Here is a 16,148-nt window from a genome sequence, read left to right on the forward strand (position 1 = left end):
AAAATGCCTCCTAAAGTGTTTGTTGTACAGCCTGTAAAACATCTTCAAATGTTGAATATTGCTGGCCGTATTGAATATTTGGTCTGGCAATTAAAATCGTTTCAATATTACAAGCAAGCGCCGCCTCTAGCTTCTCATCCACTGAGCCAACCTTGCCGCTTTCCTTCGTAATCATTAATGTTACGCCATATTGACGAAATAGCGCTTCATTTAACTCCTTTGAAAATGGACCTTGAATGGCCACAATATCTCGCTGTGCCACGCCGAGCGCCTCACATTTTTCCATATTGTCCAGTCGTGGCAGCATACGCGCAATCACTCTTGTATTGTCTAAGCCGTGAAGCACCTTTGTAAAGGTTGCGAGTGTCTTACTTCCTGTTGTTAGCATAATGACACCGCGTTTTTCTGCAGCTAGCTGAGCTGCCTCCTCATAATCCTTTACAACAGTAATTAATGGATGAGCATAATGCTCATGAGCTCGCTCATAGCGAATATATGGAATCTGTGCCTGCTCTGCCGCTGCCATCGCATTTTTAGATGCCTCCTCCGCAAAGGGATGTGAGGCATCTACTACTAATTGATAGTTCTGCTCTGTAATAATCGCTGCCATTTCGTCAGCCGTGAGCCGACCGATTAAATGCGGCAAGCCAGCATCAGCAAGGCTAGTGGCTGCTGATTCGGTAACGACCGTAGCTGTGACAGGATACCCTGCCTGCTGCAATTCAAGGGCTAGGTTTCTTGCATCACTCGTCCCTGCTAACATGAAAATCATTTGACAGGCTCCTCTGCATGATGATGGTCATGGTCGTGATGGTGATCGTGTCCATGCTCGTGGTCATGATGATGGTGATGATGTGCATGTCCATGTACTGCCGCATAGGCACGGTAATTCTCTAAATCTTGCATGCCTGTTGATGTCCCATTAACCGCCTGCTCAATACGCTCTAATAACACATTTTGCAGACGTTCATGGTAGCCAAAATAATCGGCAATTTGAATCTCACACTCAGGATATTGCGCATTAAAGCTTTCACACATTCCCTTCATACGCTCCATTAAAATGCCTGTGAATAAGAAGTATGGCAGCATCGTAATCTTTTTAGCACCTAGTTTGACACAACGCTCCATGCCTTCCTCAACACGCGGGTCTGTTACTCCCATAAAAGCGCTTTCCACATATTTGACAGGAAGCTTTTCCCATAGTAGTCGTGTGATTTTATAAAAATCACCATTTGCCTCTGGATCACTACCGCCTCGTGCAATTAATAAAATGGCTGTATCCTGCTGCTCCTCTTCCGTACTAAAACCAATGTCTGCTAGGCGATCTTGTAAAATCGCAAATATTTCTTCATGAATACCAATTGTTTGACCATATGTGAACGTAACGTTTGGATAATGTTCGCGTGCATGCTCAATTTCTGCTGGGATATGGAGCTTAGAATGACCTGCATGGAGTAAAATAATCGGAATGACATGAACCTCTGTTGCCCCTTTTTTCACACAGTTTGTAATTCCTTCTTCAATATTCGGTGAGGCAAATTCAAGAAAGCACGTTTCCACTAAAAATTGTGGATCAATACGCGGTGTCATTTGCTCGATAAATGTACGTACCTCATCATTTCCTGCTGCTAAACGGCTACCATGGCCGACAAATAAAATTGCTTTCATCTCTATTACTCCTCACTAGTCGCCGCATGGAGCTGGCTCTACTTTTATTTTGGAAGACATATCCTGATACGTAAAATGTAGTATCTTTTTCACACGTTTAAAATATTTAAACAAGCGCTCATTTGGATGAGCATTTGCTTTATATTCTTCAATAATCTCTGTAATAAGCGGTATCAGTTGTTCTGGCTCCAAGCCTTCTACAACAGGCTGTGCCGCATGTGCTGTACGACCCACTGGCTTTGCCCCAATAAAAACATCAAACTTACTTTTGCGGTATACAATGCCAATATCGTCAAACACAGCACGATAGCAAGCCATACCACAGCCATTAAAGCCAATATTTAATGTTTTCGGCAAGGACATGCCACCTAGCTTTTCCTGAATTTCTTCTGCATATGGAATTGAATCTGCCTTTTCACCATAGCAAAAATCACAAGCCTTCAATGTCACAACATCACCAATAGGCGCTAGTAAAAAGCCTACTGCCTGTAGCTTTTCGGTAATGCGATCAGGCTCAGTTGTTGGAATTTTTAAATGGATTTGATGCTCTGGTGTATATTCCATCGTGCCATTTTCACCAACGACCTCTGCCAATGTTGTCATTTGCTGTGGTGTAAAAAATTTATTAGCCACACCCGGGCTTACAGCTAATTCAAAAATGGATTCAATGTTTTGCTGGACAAGCTTTGGCGTTGCCTGTATTGCACTTGTTCCTTTCACCATTGCAAGTGCCGCTGTAGCCATTTCCAATGCTGTTTTTTTCGGTTTTGGCGCAGCGGCTACACTGGGTTTAATAAAGCGTCCTGCATTAGGGTCAGCAGCAAAATCATTTCGTGCAGCTCCTGTTTCTTGGTTCATTGCCCAAGGTTCATTTTCTTCACGCAAACGTTGATGTGGACGCAATGGCTGCTTCTCTGCACCAAGTGTATATTTGCGCTGATAGCCACGCGGTGTAATCATTTTATTATCATAGAAAAATGTCGAAGAATTCCCGATAATGACAGTTGTTAGCATACCAATATCATGCTCTAGCATTTCTGCTAATGTTGTCATCGTAATTTCTTGACGCTCACGATAGGCACTTTTCACAAGCCCAACAGGTGTATCAGGTGAACGGTATTCTAACAGAATGCGCTGTGCCTCCACAATTTGTCTTGTACGACGTCCACTTTTTGGATTGTAGAGTGCAATGACAAAGTCTGCCATCGCTGCCGCCTCTACACGCTTTGCAATTAAATTCCAAGGTGTTAAATGGTCGCTTAAGCTGATTGTGCAAGCATCATGCATAATGGGTGCTCCTAGTAAACTAGCACATGAATTAATCGCTGAAATCCCTGGAACAATTTCGACTTCAATGCCTGTTGCCTCTGTCCAGCCCAGCTCAATTAACACTTCATACACCAAACCAGCCATCCCGTAAACGCCGGCATCTCCACTGGAAATCACCGAAACAATACTACCAGCCTCTGCTTGACGCACAGCCTCCTGTGCACGTGAAACCTCCTCTGTCATACCTGTACTAATAATTGACTTGGCATTGACTAAATCTTGAATAAGCTCTACATAGGTTTTATAGCCGATAATCATATCACTTTGTTGCAATGCCTCTACAGCACGTGTCGTAATATGCTTAAAATCTCCAGGTCCAAAGCCCACTACGAAAATTTTCCCTTTTTGTGCCATCCTGTTACCTCTCTTTCACCTTTTCAATCCCTTTAATGGCCGTTGTCTGTGCTGTGCGCTGTAATGTCCCCTCACGCAATGAAAAGACATGCTCCTTGTATAAAGCTTCATGATGCAAATCTTGTACAAGTGCTCTCGCATGCTCTGTTGATGGCACACGATACCAATTGCCTTGTGGATAGGCAATAACAACACAAGCATCCTTACATCGTCCATTACAGCGTGTTCTTGTCGTATGTATTTCTTTATCAAGTGCTTGTCGCTGTATTTCATCTCGAATGGCTTGTGTAATATCCTCCCCATCCTTTTTCATACAGCTACTACCGTTGCAAATAAAGAGATGTGTTTGCATCCCCTCTAAATTCCATGTTGTCATCTAATTGCTCCCTTCATTTGCTTTTTTGGAAAAGAAAAAACCTTTACTCTTCATGGAGAGTAAAGGTTTTATAGAAGCTTGATAAAAACGAATAAAATACTGGTACCCGCTCTTGCTTCAACTTCTCCCTCCGAAAAGTTTGCATGCACAATCAACTAAGCAGGTCTCCTGACTTAAGCTTCATTTTACTTTCACGCCTTCCCAGTTTGCACGAGTGGCTTTGTGATTTCATCAGCTATTACAGTAGCGGGGGCTGTATTGGATTCTCACCAATTTCCCTATTATCTCGAATATTCGAGCACTTATTGATGTTTATATGAAATTATTAACGTTATCCATTGAATAGAAAACTGTCTTTATCATAGCTTATTATTTTAAAATTTCAATATTTCTTTAATAATTTGTGATAAATTTATCAGTTTCGCTTATCAGAATTTTCAACATTGCGCCTTCATTCAAAATTTTTTATAAAAAGTATAGCATATTTATGGAAATTCATGTTATACTTTGTCGTGAAATCTCACAATTTTATATTTTTTTCGGTGTAAAATACTTGTTATTTTACTTAAAAGGGAAGTCGGTGTAAATCCGACGCGGTCCCGCCACTGTAATAGGGAGTTTTATAGAAAACGCCACTGTCCAACGGATGGGAAGGTCTATAAAGCAGTGAACTAGAGCCAGGAGACCTGCCGAAAAATACGTGACCGTTTCAGCCTACGAGGATAGGTGTGCGACTTAGCAGATAAATAGATTATTTGCCTTTTTTAGCATGCACTTTTCCTGTAGCGGAGAAGTGCTTTTTGTATGGGCTCAGTCAAATGTCCTGTTTAGCGAGCAACAGGATGCTTATGGGATCATGCAAAAGTCTAAATACGCATCAAAGAATTTCTTCGCACGCACTATTCTTGCAATCTATTTCATCGTGAGGAGGAAAAATGTTGAAGTTTTCTTGGTGGAAATGTAGTTATTTTTTATTGGCATACTTAATAGTGCCAAAGCAAGCTTTTGCTATGCATATTATGGAAGGCTTTTTACCCATTGAATGGGCTATTTTTTGGTGGATTATCTCTATCCCTTTTATTGTCTTAGGATTGCGTTCCATTCGAAAAACCATTGATGCCAACCCTGAAACAAAAATGATGTTAGGGCTTTCAGGAGCCTTTGCGTTTGTATTATCCGCCTTAAAAATCCCTTCAGTGACAGGAAGCTGCTCGCATCCTACAGGTGTTGGACTTGGGACCATTTTGTTTGGCCCGCTTGCCATGAGTGTTATTGGCACAATTGTGCTATTATTCCAATCTCTGCTGTTAGCACATGGCGGTCTGACAACATTAGGGGCAAACGCCTTTTCAATGGCGATTGTAGGACCTTTTATCGCTTACTTTACTTTTAAAGGAGCACAAAAAATAGGATTATCCTTTTCTCTAGCAGTTTTCTGCGCTGCGATGCTCGGTGACTTAGGCACATATGTTATCACTTCGGTACAGCTAGCCCTTGCCTTCCCTTCAGAGGTTGGTGGCTTCGCCGCATCCTTTACAAAGTTCGCAAGTATTTTTGCATTAACACAAGTTCCATTAGCCATTAGTGAAGGGATTTTAACCGTCATTGTGATGAATTTCTTGAAAAAATATAATCTTAGCGAATTAAAAGCCTTACGTGTTTTCTCAGTAAAGGAGGCGCACTAGACATGAAACGTAACTTACTGCTAGTAGCTATTGTTGTTCTGTTAGCGATTATTCCCCTCTTTATTCAAAAGGGCGCAGAGTTTGGTGGTGCTGATGGTGAAGCTGAAGCAGCGATTGGTGACATTAACAAAGACTATGAGCCTTGGTTTGAAAGTTTATGGGAGCCACCTAGTGGTGAAATTGAAAGCTTATTATTTGTTCTACAAGCAGCGATTGGTGCAGGCTTTATTGGCTATTTTATCGGCTATATGCGCGGCAAGCATAAAGAGGGCTAACGACTATGCTATTCATTGATAAGTATGCTTATCTGAATAAGCTAGCGCTTGTTCATCCGCTAGAAAAAATGACCTTTTCATTAGGGCTATTGTTATTATCCCTTCTTTTCAAAGATGAACAGCTTTCACTCATTACATTTTTTGTAATGAGTGCTTTTATCATTGTTGGCGCAAAAATCCCATTAAGCTATTATGGAAAGCTGTTACTTTTACCATGCTTGTTCTTATTCACTAGCCTTATAGCCATTTTAATCTCCATGACACCATCCACCCATGTCTTACCTGCTCATATTTGGTCTGTTACCTTCAGCCATTGGACCATTTTTATTGGGCAAGCAAGTATGACATCAGCACAGCAATTATTTTTTAGTGTGCTTGGTAGTATAAGCTGCTTATATTTTTTAGTTTTAACAACATCGGTTAACGGTATTTGTTATGTTTTACGACAATGGCGATTGCCTGTGTTATTGGTCGAATTAGTAGAGCTAACCTACCGTTTTATTTTTCTTTTTTTAGCGAGCATGCAAAATATTTATGTTGCCCAACAAGCACGTCTTGGCTATCATTCCCCAATGCAATGGCTACGTTCTATCTCCATGCTTATTGCAGCATTATTTGTAGAGATGTTTCAACGTAGCCGAGAGCTGAACAATGCCATGCAGTCACGTGGTGGCGAGGCTGTTTATTGGCAGGAAGCGGGCGCTTATCGCAAGAAAAATTGGTTAGGCATGGCAGCTATTTTTCTATTCTTCATCATATATGGAGGTTTTGTTAGATGACAGCAAATTATTTTGAGCTTGAGCATCTGTCCCATGTTTATGCGGATGGCACAAAGGCTCTAATAGATATTTCATTGCACATTCCAAAAGGAAAAAAAATCGCTATACTCGGGCAAAATGGCGCAGGAAAGTCAACATTATTTCAGCATCTTAATGGCATCCTAAAGCCCACTTCAGGAACGATTTCCTTTTGTGGGAGGAAGCTTCAATATAGTAGAAAAGCTTTAAAGGCTCTTCGTCAGCAGGTTGGTATTGTTTTTCAACATGCTGACCATCAGCTTTTTTCAGGCACAGTCAAGCAAGATATAGCGTATGGTCCGCTTAATCTTGGCTGGTCAAGCGAAAAAATTGAAGAAAGGATTGCTTGGGCTGTTGCACAAACAGAGGTAGAGGATTTATTGGAGAAGCCGATTCATTTTTTAAGTGTTGGACAGAAAAAGCGTGTAGCAATGGCTGGTGTTTTAGCAATGGAGCCATCTGTTCTGTTATTAGATGAACCAACAGCAGGGTTAGATCATTATTATGCTACACAAGTTTTACAATACCTCGCTACATTAGAAAATGGCGACAGAACAATTTTACTCGCAACACATGATATCCAGCTCGCCTATGAATGGGCGGAGCATATTATTGTGATGGAGGCAGGGTCAATTATTTATAATGGGGACCCTATTACGCTGTTCTATAACGAAGAGCTACTAAAGCGTGCACATCTCGAACGCCCATGGGTTTTTACGATGGCACTGTTACTACAAGAAAAACATATTATCCAAAGCCATCAGGCAATTCCTCGCTCCAAAGCTGATTTGCACAAATTAATTCAGCAGCTTTAAAGGATGGAGTTTAAATATGGGTGAAAATTTTTCCTCATTTACGAAACTTTTCTATTGTTGAGCCGTATAAATAATAGTCAAAGCTTAATTTACGATCTGAAGGAGAGAAAATTATTGAAAAATTGGTTAAAAAAATCCGTCACGGTTGTCGCATCTGCTGCACTAATGATTCCTGCTGTTTCCGCCTTTGCTGAAACATCACAGCCTACAAATAACAAGCTAGAGCAACTTATGCTTGCAAGTAATCAAGCAGCAGCAGGGAAAAATTCAAAAAATGAGGAAAAATGGATTAGCAAAAATACCATTATTATTAAGCATTCAGGACTTGCTAATAACGTACATAAAAAAATTGGCTCCAAGGTGATCCGCTCCATTCCTTCATTAGGTTATGATGTTATTCAATTAAACAAAGATGTATCGCTTGAAAAAGCCATTTCCTATTATTTGCAGCAAGATGGTATTACAAGCGTAGCTCCTAGCTATATGTACCATACCTTTACACAAGCATCTGATCCTAAAAAAGAAGAAATGTATCATTTAAGTCTGCTACAAATAGACAAGGCATTGGAGCTAGCAGGCAATCATGAGGTCACAGTAGCGGTGATTGATTCAGGTGTAGACTTTAAGCACCCTGACCTAAAAGCACAGGTACTGCCACCTTACAATGCGGCTGCACCAGCTAATACCACATATCCAGGCGACCATGGTACACATGTGGCAGGCATTATTGCGGCTGCACAAAATAATGATGTAGGTGGACATGGCATTAATCCAAAAGCTAAGCTACTGCCAATCGATGTATTCAATGGCAAGGATGGGGCAAATGATTTTATTATCGCACAAGGTATTCTTTATGCGATTGAACAAGGCGCTGATATTATTAATATGAGTCTTGGCGGTTATGGTGAATCTCCGCTTATGCAAGAAGCCGTTCAAAAAGCGATTGATAGCGGCATTACTATTATCGCTGCTGCAGGTAATGAATCGACAGATGATTATTCCTTCCCCGCTTCATTTGAAGGTGTCATTAGTGTTGGTTCAACAAACGAGCATAATAAGCTATCTAGCTATTCCAACTATGGACCATCCGTTGATATTGTTGCGCCTGGCGAAGAAATATATAGCACCGTTTATGATGCGAAAAAGGGCTCATCTTTTATTAAATTTAGCGGTACATCTATGGCATCCCCTGTTGTTGCGGGAATCGCATCGTTGCTTAAATCCAAATATCCACAGTTAAAGCCATATGAAATAGAAGCCATTCTTGAAATGACTGCACAAGATTTAGGGGATAAAGGCTATGATTTAACATATGGACATGGTCTTGTTGACCCTATCAAAGCCTTGCAATTTGATCTTCAGAAGCTACCTAAGCATTATTCTGAAACAGCTGCAGAACGCCTCCAAAATGCCAAGGTGCTTACTAAAAATACATTGAATACAGAGCAAGGGGTATTGAAGCAACCCGATGAAAAGCAATGGTATAAAGTTGATTTAGAGGCTGATGAATATGCACAGCTGACATTAAAAGGGGCAGATAAATATGATTATGCCTTTGATTTATACTTTTACCCAACAAGTCATTATGGTGAAGTTGAGCCCATCCATATCAATGATGTACGCATAGGCAAAAAAGAAGGCTATCTTTTTAAAGCAGCCCAAGAGGGTACGCTATTAATTGGGGTGAAGGATCATAATGGCAGCTATAGCTCAAAAGGCAAATCAACATATGTCTTTACAGCTCAAACAGTTAAAAACTTGCCCGTAGATGCAGTAGATCAAACAAATATGGAAGAAATCAAGAAGTTCCCATATAGTACGGCTGGAAAAGACTATACGCTGCTATCAAAGGATCAGCAAAAGGATGAAGATTATTTTACATTTTCCGTAAAAACACCAACAACACTGCAATTTGATTTATCAGGCATTCCAGGTGTAACAGCATCTATGGAACTATATTTAAAAGAAGACTTAATGTCACTTCCAGAGGAAACAGCACAGGATGAGGAAATGGAAGCTTATCCAATGCAAGCAGCTTATGGTACTGCAAAAGGTGAAGGTGTTAGCCTAATCGTTGATGCTATGCCTGAGCAAGAATATGTTTTACGCGTATCAAATGAAAATAGTAGCGATTTTTCAATGGAAATGTTCTTTAGTGGTGGCATTGAAAAAGAAGAAACAATTAGTGAGTCCATTCTTCCTTACACATTAAAAGGAAAGGCTGTAACACTTCCAAAAGATGAGGATGGTCTACCAGCAGCGGAAGAAGCATTCGAAGAAGCCGCTTTGGAAGAGGCATTACCAACCACACCAAGCAATAGCAAAAAGCAAGATGAGGTAGATAGCTTACTAACGATGCTTATGAATCCTTCAGACTCAGAGAAGCTGGAAAATGTTGAACCAATTATGGACAAGGCGATTCGTTTAACGATTGGTGAAGACCAAAAAGCATATTTCCAATCAGATTATGATGAAGATTACTTTGTATTACAATCACCTGAAGACGCTCTTTATAACTTTAAATTTGTAAAAGGCGCAGGTCAAATACCGACTGGCACAGTATTTGAATATGATGAGGAAGCAAAGGAGCTAATACCTACCTCCTCCCTTACAAATGAACTAAACATCCTTGCATTATTAACAGGTGCAGTAAACCTTGAAAATGATACAAAGATTGTGCCGCTGAAAAAAGATAAAACCTATGTCATTGCTGTAATGAATGCTGGTGAACGCTCTGTTGAACCATATACATTGAAAACAAGTAAAGCTGGCGATATTCCAGCGGACTATAATCCAAATAACAATGAAGCAGCAAAAGCCCAATCATTGCAACTTGGTACAACCTATAAAGATCATCTCATTTATCAGAACGATATTGATTATTACTATTATAAGCAACAGGGTAATGATGAAGTAATGAGCTTACTGCTTTCAACGGTTCCTTTTACAAATGATCAGTTCAAGCAATTACCAAAGGAGCTTCATCAAGACTTGAAATTTGCAGGTTCCATTATTGAAGATACAAATGGCAATATGAAAATTGATGCCAAGGAATTAGCAACGGAAGTTCCATTCGGTCTAGGTGATAATATCCTAGAAATGCAGCTCGGTGTGATGGGAACAGCAGATGTCAATACATCGTTCCAAGCGAAGAAGGATCGAGGCTATTTTATTCTTGTCAGCAGCATGAACTTTGGTCAAGTATCTATTCAGCCCTATACATTAACATTGTTTGACCATCACCGAGTGGATGAAGATGCGGATTCTACGTTGGTCAATGGTGTGCCAACACAGCCACTTGCCCTTACGAAGAAGGATGATAAATGGGTAGCCTCTCACTATTTCAATACAGGCATTCCATTTGGTGATAAGGATTACTTTGCATTTACCATTGACCAAAAACGTGAAGTGTCCTTCTCTCTTCAAACTGAAAAGGCATTGGACGGCGTTATTCGTATTATTCAGGCAAATGGTAAAACAGTTACAACCTTAGATTTATATGGTGCAGAGGATGCGGAGGTCGGCACCGTTGAGCTAGATGCCGGCAACTACTATATCGAGGTTAGCGAAGCTTACGGCAAGGCAAGTACACAACCTTATACACTTGAAATTCAATAAAACCCAAAAAACGCCCCTAGGCTCTCTCTATGCCTAGGGGCATTTTTAGCAATACTAACGCTTATTTAAAATATTTCACATAATTACAAAATTCATCTTGTTGCATATGTAGTTTTTCATATAATCTTCGTGCATTAATATTATCCGTTGCTGTTTGCAATGTTACATAGCGTGCGTATTGCTGCTCGCAATATTGGAATGCCTTCTCCATCAATGCCGTGCCCACCCCTAAGCCTCTCGCATCATCCGTTACATAAATATCATTTAAAATATAAGCACGCTGTAAGGCAAGTGAAGAAAACGTTGGATATAATTGGGTAAAGCCAACAGCCCTGCCTTCCTTCATTGCTAGAAAAATTACTGACTCCTTTAAGGCTAAGCGTAATTGTAAAAATGCTTTCGCACTGCTGATATCTGACTCAATCCCATAAAACTGGCGATATTCATCAAAGAGCACTGTTAACTCCTCTAGTTCATTCATTGTTGCTTGAAATATCTTCATTCTTTTCTCCCCTTATGTCTTCCCATGATTGTTAGTGCTAGTATTGATTATATAGAAAATAAGCGGATAAAGAAAAGAAAACTCTCTAAAACAAGCCATTATTTACACTAAATAACGAGTAATCTTTGTAACAAGATCACGCCAATTTAAGGTTTGACGTGCAAAGGCTTGTAGCTGCACACAGGTAGTAGCTAGCAATGCCTCCTGCTGTGTTACATGCTGTAAGGTCTTGCTGATGCTTTGCCAATCATGTGTTGGATGAATTGTTCCAAAGCGCTGCTGCTGAGTAATATCCATAGCACCATCCACATCCGTTGTCACAATATAACAGCCATTTTTAGCAGCCTCTGCAAATACATGGGCATAGCATTCAACGAAGGACGTTAAGCAAAAAATTTTAGCCTTTCGATATTCTTCCTCTAATTGCACCTTATCCTGAATTGACCCTACGATGATCACCTGGGCAGAAAATGGATGACCATCCAGTAATGCCATGAGCTCCTGATAAAATGGCTCAGACATTGGTCCGACTAAACGCAGCTCCCAATCGCTAAGCTGTGCTGCTAGAAATGCCTTGACCGCCAATAATGTTTGCTTCTCTGGTGCATCTAAGCGCCCTACCATTAAAATGCGATTTTCTTTCTCACTAAACAATACAGGGGCTGTTGGAAAATGCTCATAAAAGCCATTTGGGAGATGCTGAATCGTTAATTGTGAAAATTCTTGAATAGCCGTCTGAATGGCTACACATTCAGAGGATAGAAGATCACAGAGTTGCAACAGCTCTAAAAAATAAGGATAGGTTTTTAAACGATTAAGCCAATAACGATTCACATCTAGCTTCATATAAATTTTCCCGTGAGGATTGTAGTGCTTATAGGCTTTTAAAATGGGTAAATAGGATGGATAGGGTCCTATAGCAAAGACAATATCAATATCCTTTGCATGCCCTGCTAAATAAGCGTTCATATTGGCAATATAGTCATCTTCAAAGGGTATCCGCTCAAACTTTACAGCAGGAAAGGTTTGTTGAAGAAGTGCTTCATTCATTTCCGTTGTGAGAATGCTCACGTCATACCCTAAATGCTCTCCTAATAAAATCGGTACAAGACAAAGGTCTTTAAAAATATGGGCATCAGAAAGCTTATAAGACTCCACGCTACAAATAAAGGCAATCCTTTTTGACATTGTTTCCCTCTTTCTAAAAGGCGTTCTACTAGTATATGGTCACAGCTTCCAAATGTGCCTAACTTAGCATTTTTCATCCCTCTACATCTATTTTCTCTCGTAAATATCTCTTTTAAAAACTTCTGTAAACAAGCAATTGCCTACAAGCGTACATCATGTATGCATATTGTAATAAAGAATCTACTCTGCCAACGTGAGCGAGAAAAATGCTAAGAATCTAGTAAGAATGGAGGGAGCATATGAAGATTAGTTTTTTATCACCTGCGTTTAATAGCGAGCAATGGATTGTCACCATGCTAGACAGTATTCCGAAAGAATATGCCTATGAAATCATAGTGGTGGATGATGGCTCTACAGATAATACATTAGCCCTTTTACAAGACTATCAAAAAAACTGTGCAGCCTTAAAAATCATTGTCCATCCAACAAATTTAGGCGCGAGTGTTGCTTATAATCGCTGCATTGCAGAGGCAACAGGTGATTATATAGCGATTATTGATAGCGATGACCATTATTTACCTGCTATTCGCAATGTATTAGCACAAGTCGATGGTACGTTTGATATTTACTACTATAATATGCTTATTAAAAACGGCTACGCATTTATTAAAGATGAATCCAACCGCTACTCATTGCCTGGACAATTTAAAATTATTCGCAGAAGCTTTATCGGTGATGCTGCATTTACAATACGTAAGGATATTGCTGGGGATTGGGACTTTAATCGTGCTCTGATGGATAAAAATCCAATATGTAAATATACAAATGAACTCGCTTATTGGTACAACTATCCACGGGAAAACTCAGAATGCGATTTACATCAAAGAGGGTTGAAATAGCATGTGGGAGGTGTCATCCAGCATACGATGTTTACAAATAAAATTTTACTGATTACTGGCGGTACTGGCTCTTTCGGTAATGCGGTCTTACAGCGTTTTTTAAATACCAATATAAAGGAAATTCGTATTTTCTCTAGAGATGAAAAAAAGCAGGATGATATGCGAAAGCTTTACCAGCATTCTAAAATAAAGTTTTATATTGGGGATGTGCGCGATATTGAAAGCATTCATCATGCCATGTATCAGGTTGATTTTGTCTTCCATGCGGCAGCCCTAAAGCAAGTTCCCTCCTGTGAATTTTTCCCTTTAGAGGCTGTTAAAACAAATATTTTAGGAACAGAAAATGTCCTAACAGCTGCGATTCAGGCTGGCGTTCAAAAAATTATTTGTCTCTCTACTGATAAGGCTGCCTATCCTGTAAATGCGATGGGCATCTCCAAAGCAATGATGGAGAAAACATTTATTGCAAAATCAAGAATGGTAGACCCTAAGCAAACCTTAATTTGTGGCACAAGGTACGGCAATGTGATGGCTTCTCGCGGCTCTGTTATTCCGTTATTTATCGAACAAATTAAAGCTGGTCAGCCTTTAACCATTACAGAACCTCAAATGACACGCTTTATCATGAGCCTTGATGAGGCAGTCGAATTAGTGTTATATGCCTTCGCTCATGCCCAGCACGGCGATATTATGGTACAAAAATCGCCTGCCGCTACAGTGCAAGATTTAGCACAAGCTTTACTGGAGATATTCCAGGCAAATAATGCGATTCAAATTATTGGCACACGGCACGGTGAAAAAATGTATGAAGTATTATGTACAAAGGAAGAAGCTGCAAAAGCGAGAGATGTAGGTAATTTTTATCGCATTCCCGCAGATAATCGAGATTTACATTATGGCAAATACCTCGATGAAGGCTCCCCTAAAATATCATTAACGGATGAATATAATTCCAATAATACACAACTATTAAGTATCGCTGAGCTCAAAGAAAAATTAATCAAGCTGCCACTTATTCAACAGGAGCTTCTTCACTGGATGGGAGGAAAACCATGAAATTTTTAGTGCTTGGTGCTACAGGCATGGCTGGTCATATGATTGCTATATATTTATGTGAGCAAGGGCATCATGTTACCACCTACTCCAGAACAGCCTTTCCCTATGGCAACAATATTGTCGGCGATATTACAGATCGTCAATTTTTACAAGCGCTCTTAGCAACTACCGATGCTGATATTGTTGTTAATTGTATTGGTATGTTAAACAATGCCTGTGAACAATATCCTGCTAAAAGTATTTTTTTAAATAGCTATTTACCCCATGCCATTGCCGCTCACCTAAAAGATCGCGAAACAAGGCTAATTCAGCTTAGTACCGATTGCGTTTTTTCGGGAAAAGCTGCCCCCTATTATGAACAAAGCACACGGGATGGAGAAACCTTTTATGATCGTACAAAGGGCTTAGGGGAAATTGATAACAACAAGCATTTAACATTCCGCAACTCTATTATTGGCCCTGATCTACAAAAGGATGGCATCGGGCTGTTTAATTGGTTTATGCAGCAGCATGGCTCCATTAACGGCTATACAGGTGCGCTTTGGACGGGCGTTACCACACTGACCTTGGCAAAAGCGATTGAACAGGCTGCCAAAGAAGGTTTAACAGGACTCTATCATTTAGTCCATGCAACGAATATTTCAAAATATGATCTTTTACAATTATTGAATCAATATTTTAGAAACAATACCATCAATATTCTTCCTGACCCACTTATCAATGTCGATAAAACATTAATCAATACAAGACATGACTTCTCCTTTGTTGTTCCTAGCTATCAAGCTATGATTGTAGAGATGAAGGACTGGATGCTACAGCATAAAAATTTATATCCTCATTATCATAAACGCCATGATATATATTAATCGTGGCGTTTTATTGATTCCATCACCGTGCCCTTAGGCAATTGCCCATCCTTTAGCCAATGTTCAACAAAATCATTGAAAAAGGCAGGCTTCGCTAACGACACACCGTGACCAATATTTCCCAATATTACCCCATGACAAGTAGGATGATGCTGAAGCAATGCTTTGGCGGATTTTTTCATTATGCTTTTTTCTTGAGCGCCCACTGTAATTAAAATTCCTCCCTGTGCTTTATGGAAATTGGATGGAATAGAAAACGACATATTCTCTTGCAGGATTTGCAGCAATACCTCCACATGCATAGTGGAGCTCTCATGATAATAGCGTTCAAAATAACGGTCATCAATATATAAGGCTTTCGCTTGTAGCTTAGCAAATGCTTTATTTTTAACAAGTGGAAATGTTAGTTGAATCACTGGCTGCATAAGCCTTGTCATAGTAGGTGAAGGGATCACAAGTGCGCTATTAATCATCGTAAAATCGCTGACATTCGGCTTTATACTAAGCATTTGAATAGCAATTTGCGCACCTAAGGAAAAGCCAATCACAATAACTGTTTTGCCATTTGCCTTTTCTTCAATTAACTGTACAAGCTTGTTGGCACAATGCTCAATGGAAAATGGAGCTACTGATAAAAGCTCTGGTACAATACAGTGATAGTTGGAAAAATGCTGCACTTGTTTATCCCACATCCATCCCCCTACGCCACCTCCATGAATAAACATCATCAATGGCTTGTTGCTATTGCCATATTCCTTATAATTCATGATCTTGCCATCC

15 protein-coding genes and 2 riboswitches are annotated in these 16,148 nt (G+C 39.9%); of the genes, 8 read left to right on the top strand and 7 right to left on the bottom strand.

What is annotated here, in order from left to right:
• Positions 1 to 10: 10 nt before the first annotated feature.
• From cobK to ACIQVU_RS01505, 4 genes are read right to left on the bottom strand one after another with little or no spacing between them, the layout of a single operon-like run.
• On the bottom strand, positions 11 to 772 hold the full coding sequence (cobK, locus tag ACIQVU_RS01490) for a precorrin-6A reductase (RefSeq protein WP_340806257.1): 762 nt from the start codon (positions 770 to 772) through the stop codon (positions 11 to 13).
• A complete protein-coding gene (locus tag ACIQVU_RS01495) occupies positions 769 to 1,668 on the bottom strand; it encodes a sirohydrochlorin chelatase (protein WP_402893403.1) in 900 nt (299 codons plus the stop codon). The genes cobK and ACIQVU_RS01495 overlap by 4 nt, the downstream gene beginning before the upstream one ends.
• 15 nt (positions 1,669 to 1,683) lie before the next feature.
• Positions 1,684 to 3,351 carry a precorrin-3B C(17)-methyltransferase gene (gene cobJ / locus ACIQVU_RS01500; protein ID WP_340806260.1) on the bottom strand — a complete coding sequence of 556 codons (1,668 nt, stop codon included), beginning with the start codon at positions 3,349 to 3,351 and terminating at the stop codon, positions 1,684 to 1,686.
• A gap of 4 nt (positions 3,352 to 3,355) precedes the next feature.
• On the bottom strand, positions 3,356 to 3,727 hold the full coding sequence (locus tag ACIQVU_RS01505; RefSeq protein WP_340806261.1) for a (2Fe-2S) ferredoxin domain-containing protein: 372 nt from the start codon (positions 3,725 to 3,727) through the stop codon (positions 3,356 to 3,358).
• Positions 3,728 to 3,867: 140 nt separating this feature from the next.
• A riboswitch (cobalamin riboswitch) is annotated at positions 3,868 to 4,048 on the bottom strand.
• 202 nt (positions 4,049 to 4,250) lie between these two features.
• Positions 4,251 to 4,435: riboswitch (cobalamin riboswitch) on the top strand.
• 227 nt (positions 4,436 to 4,662) lie between these two features.
• Here ACIQVU_RS01505 and ACIQVU_RS01510 point away from each other — a divergent pair.
• The 5 genes from ACIQVU_RS01510 to ACIQVU_RS01530 all read left to right on the top strand — a co-directional run bounded on the left by ACIQVU_RS01510 (position 4,663) and on the right by ACIQVU_RS01530 (position 10,917).
• Entirely contained in the window at positions 4,663 to 5,412 is a 750-nt protein-coding gene (locus tag ACIQVU_RS01510; protein ID WP_402893406.1) for an energy-coupling factor ABC transporter permease, read from the top strand.
• A gap of 2 nt (positions 5,413 to 5,414) precedes the next feature.
• Positions 5,415 to 5,687, top strand: coding sequence for an energy-coupling factor ABC transporter substrate-binding protein (locus ACIQVU_RS01515; protein WP_340806264.1), 273 nt, complete (start codon positions 5,415 to 5,417; stop codon positions 5,685 to 5,687).
• A gap of 5 nt (positions 5,688 to 5,692) precedes the next feature.
• Positions 5,693 to 6,466 (top strand): cobalt ECF transporter T component CbiQ, encoded by a 774-nt coding sequence (cbiQ, locus tag ACIQVU_RS01520; RefSeq protein WP_340806265.1) that lies wholly within the window; start codon positions 5,693 to 5,695, stop codon positions 6,464 to 6,466.
• A complete protein-coding gene (locus ACIQVU_RS01525) occupies positions 6,463 to 7,299 on the top strand; it encodes an energy-coupling factor ABC transporter ATP-binding protein (RefSeq protein WP_340806267.1) in 837 nt (278 codons plus the stop codon). The genes cbiQ and ACIQVU_RS01525 overlap by 4 nt, the downstream gene beginning before the upstream one ends.
• A gap of 114 nt (positions 7,300 to 7,413) precedes the next feature.
• Positions 7,414 to 10,917 (top strand): S8 family peptidase, encoded by a 3,504-nt coding sequence (locus tag ACIQVU_RS01530; protein WP_402893410.1) that lies wholly within the window; start codon positions 7,414 to 7,416, stop codon positions 10,915 to 10,917.
• Positions 10,918 to 10,978: 61 nt separating this feature from the next.
• Here the strand turns inward: ACIQVU_RS01530 and ACIQVU_RS01535 are convergent, their stop codons facing one another.
• Positions 10,979 to 11,419, bottom strand: coding sequence for a GNAT family N-acetyltransferase (locus tag ACIQVU_RS01535; RefSeq protein ID WP_402893412.1), 441 nt, complete (start codon positions 11,417 to 11,419; stop codon positions 10,979 to 10,981).
• Between the two features lie 102 nt (positions 11,420 to 11,521).
• Positions 11,522 to 12,607, bottom strand: a complete 1,086-nt coding sequence (locus tag ACIQVU_RS01540) for a glycosyltransferase family 4 protein (protein WP_340806272.1) — start codon at positions 12,605 to 12,607, stop codon at positions 11,522 to 11,524.
• A 239-nt stretch (positions 12,608 to 12,846) separates the two neighbouring features.
• On the opposite strand from ACIQVU_RS01540, the gene ACIQVU_RS01545 reads away from it, so the two are divergent.
• From ACIQVU_RS01545 to ACIQVU_RS01555, 3 genes are read left to right on the top strand one after another with little or no spacing between them, the layout of a single operon-like run.
• A complete protein-coding gene (locus ACIQVU_RS01545; RefSeq protein WP_340806273.1) occupies positions 12,847 to 13,446 on the top strand; it encodes a glycosyltransferase family 2 protein in 600 nt (199 codons plus the stop codon).
• A gap of 27 nt (positions 13,447 to 13,473) precedes the next feature.
• A complete protein-coding gene (locus ACIQVU_RS01550; protein WP_340806274.1) occupies positions 13,474 to 14,502 on the top strand; it encodes a polysaccharide biosynthesis protein in 1,029 nt (342 codons plus the stop codon).
• Complete coding sequence (locus ACIQVU_RS01555; RefSeq protein ID WP_402893416.1) at positions 14,499 to 15,368, top strand: SDR family oxidoreductase; 870 nt, start codon at positions 14,499 to 14,501, stop codon at positions 15,366 to 15,368. The genes ACIQVU_RS01550 and ACIQVU_RS01555 overlap by 4 nt, the downstream gene beginning before the upstream one ends.
• On the opposite strand, the gene ACIQVU_RS01560 is transcribed toward ACIQVU_RS01555, so the two are convergent.
• Entirely contained in the window at positions 15,365 to 16,135 is a 771-nt protein-coding gene (locus tag ACIQVU_RS01560) for an alpha/beta fold hydrolase (protein ID WP_402893418.1), read from the bottom strand. The two genes, ACIQVU_RS01555 and ACIQVU_RS01560, sit on opposite strands and share 4 nt — an antisense overlap.
• Positions 16,136 to 16,148: the final 13 nt, after the last annotated feature.

It is taken from the genome of Lysinibacillus sp. NPDC098008 (assembly GCF_044760715.1).
Taxonomy (GTDB): Bacteria; Bacillota; Bacilli; order Bacillales_A; family Planococcaceae; genus Lysinibacillus.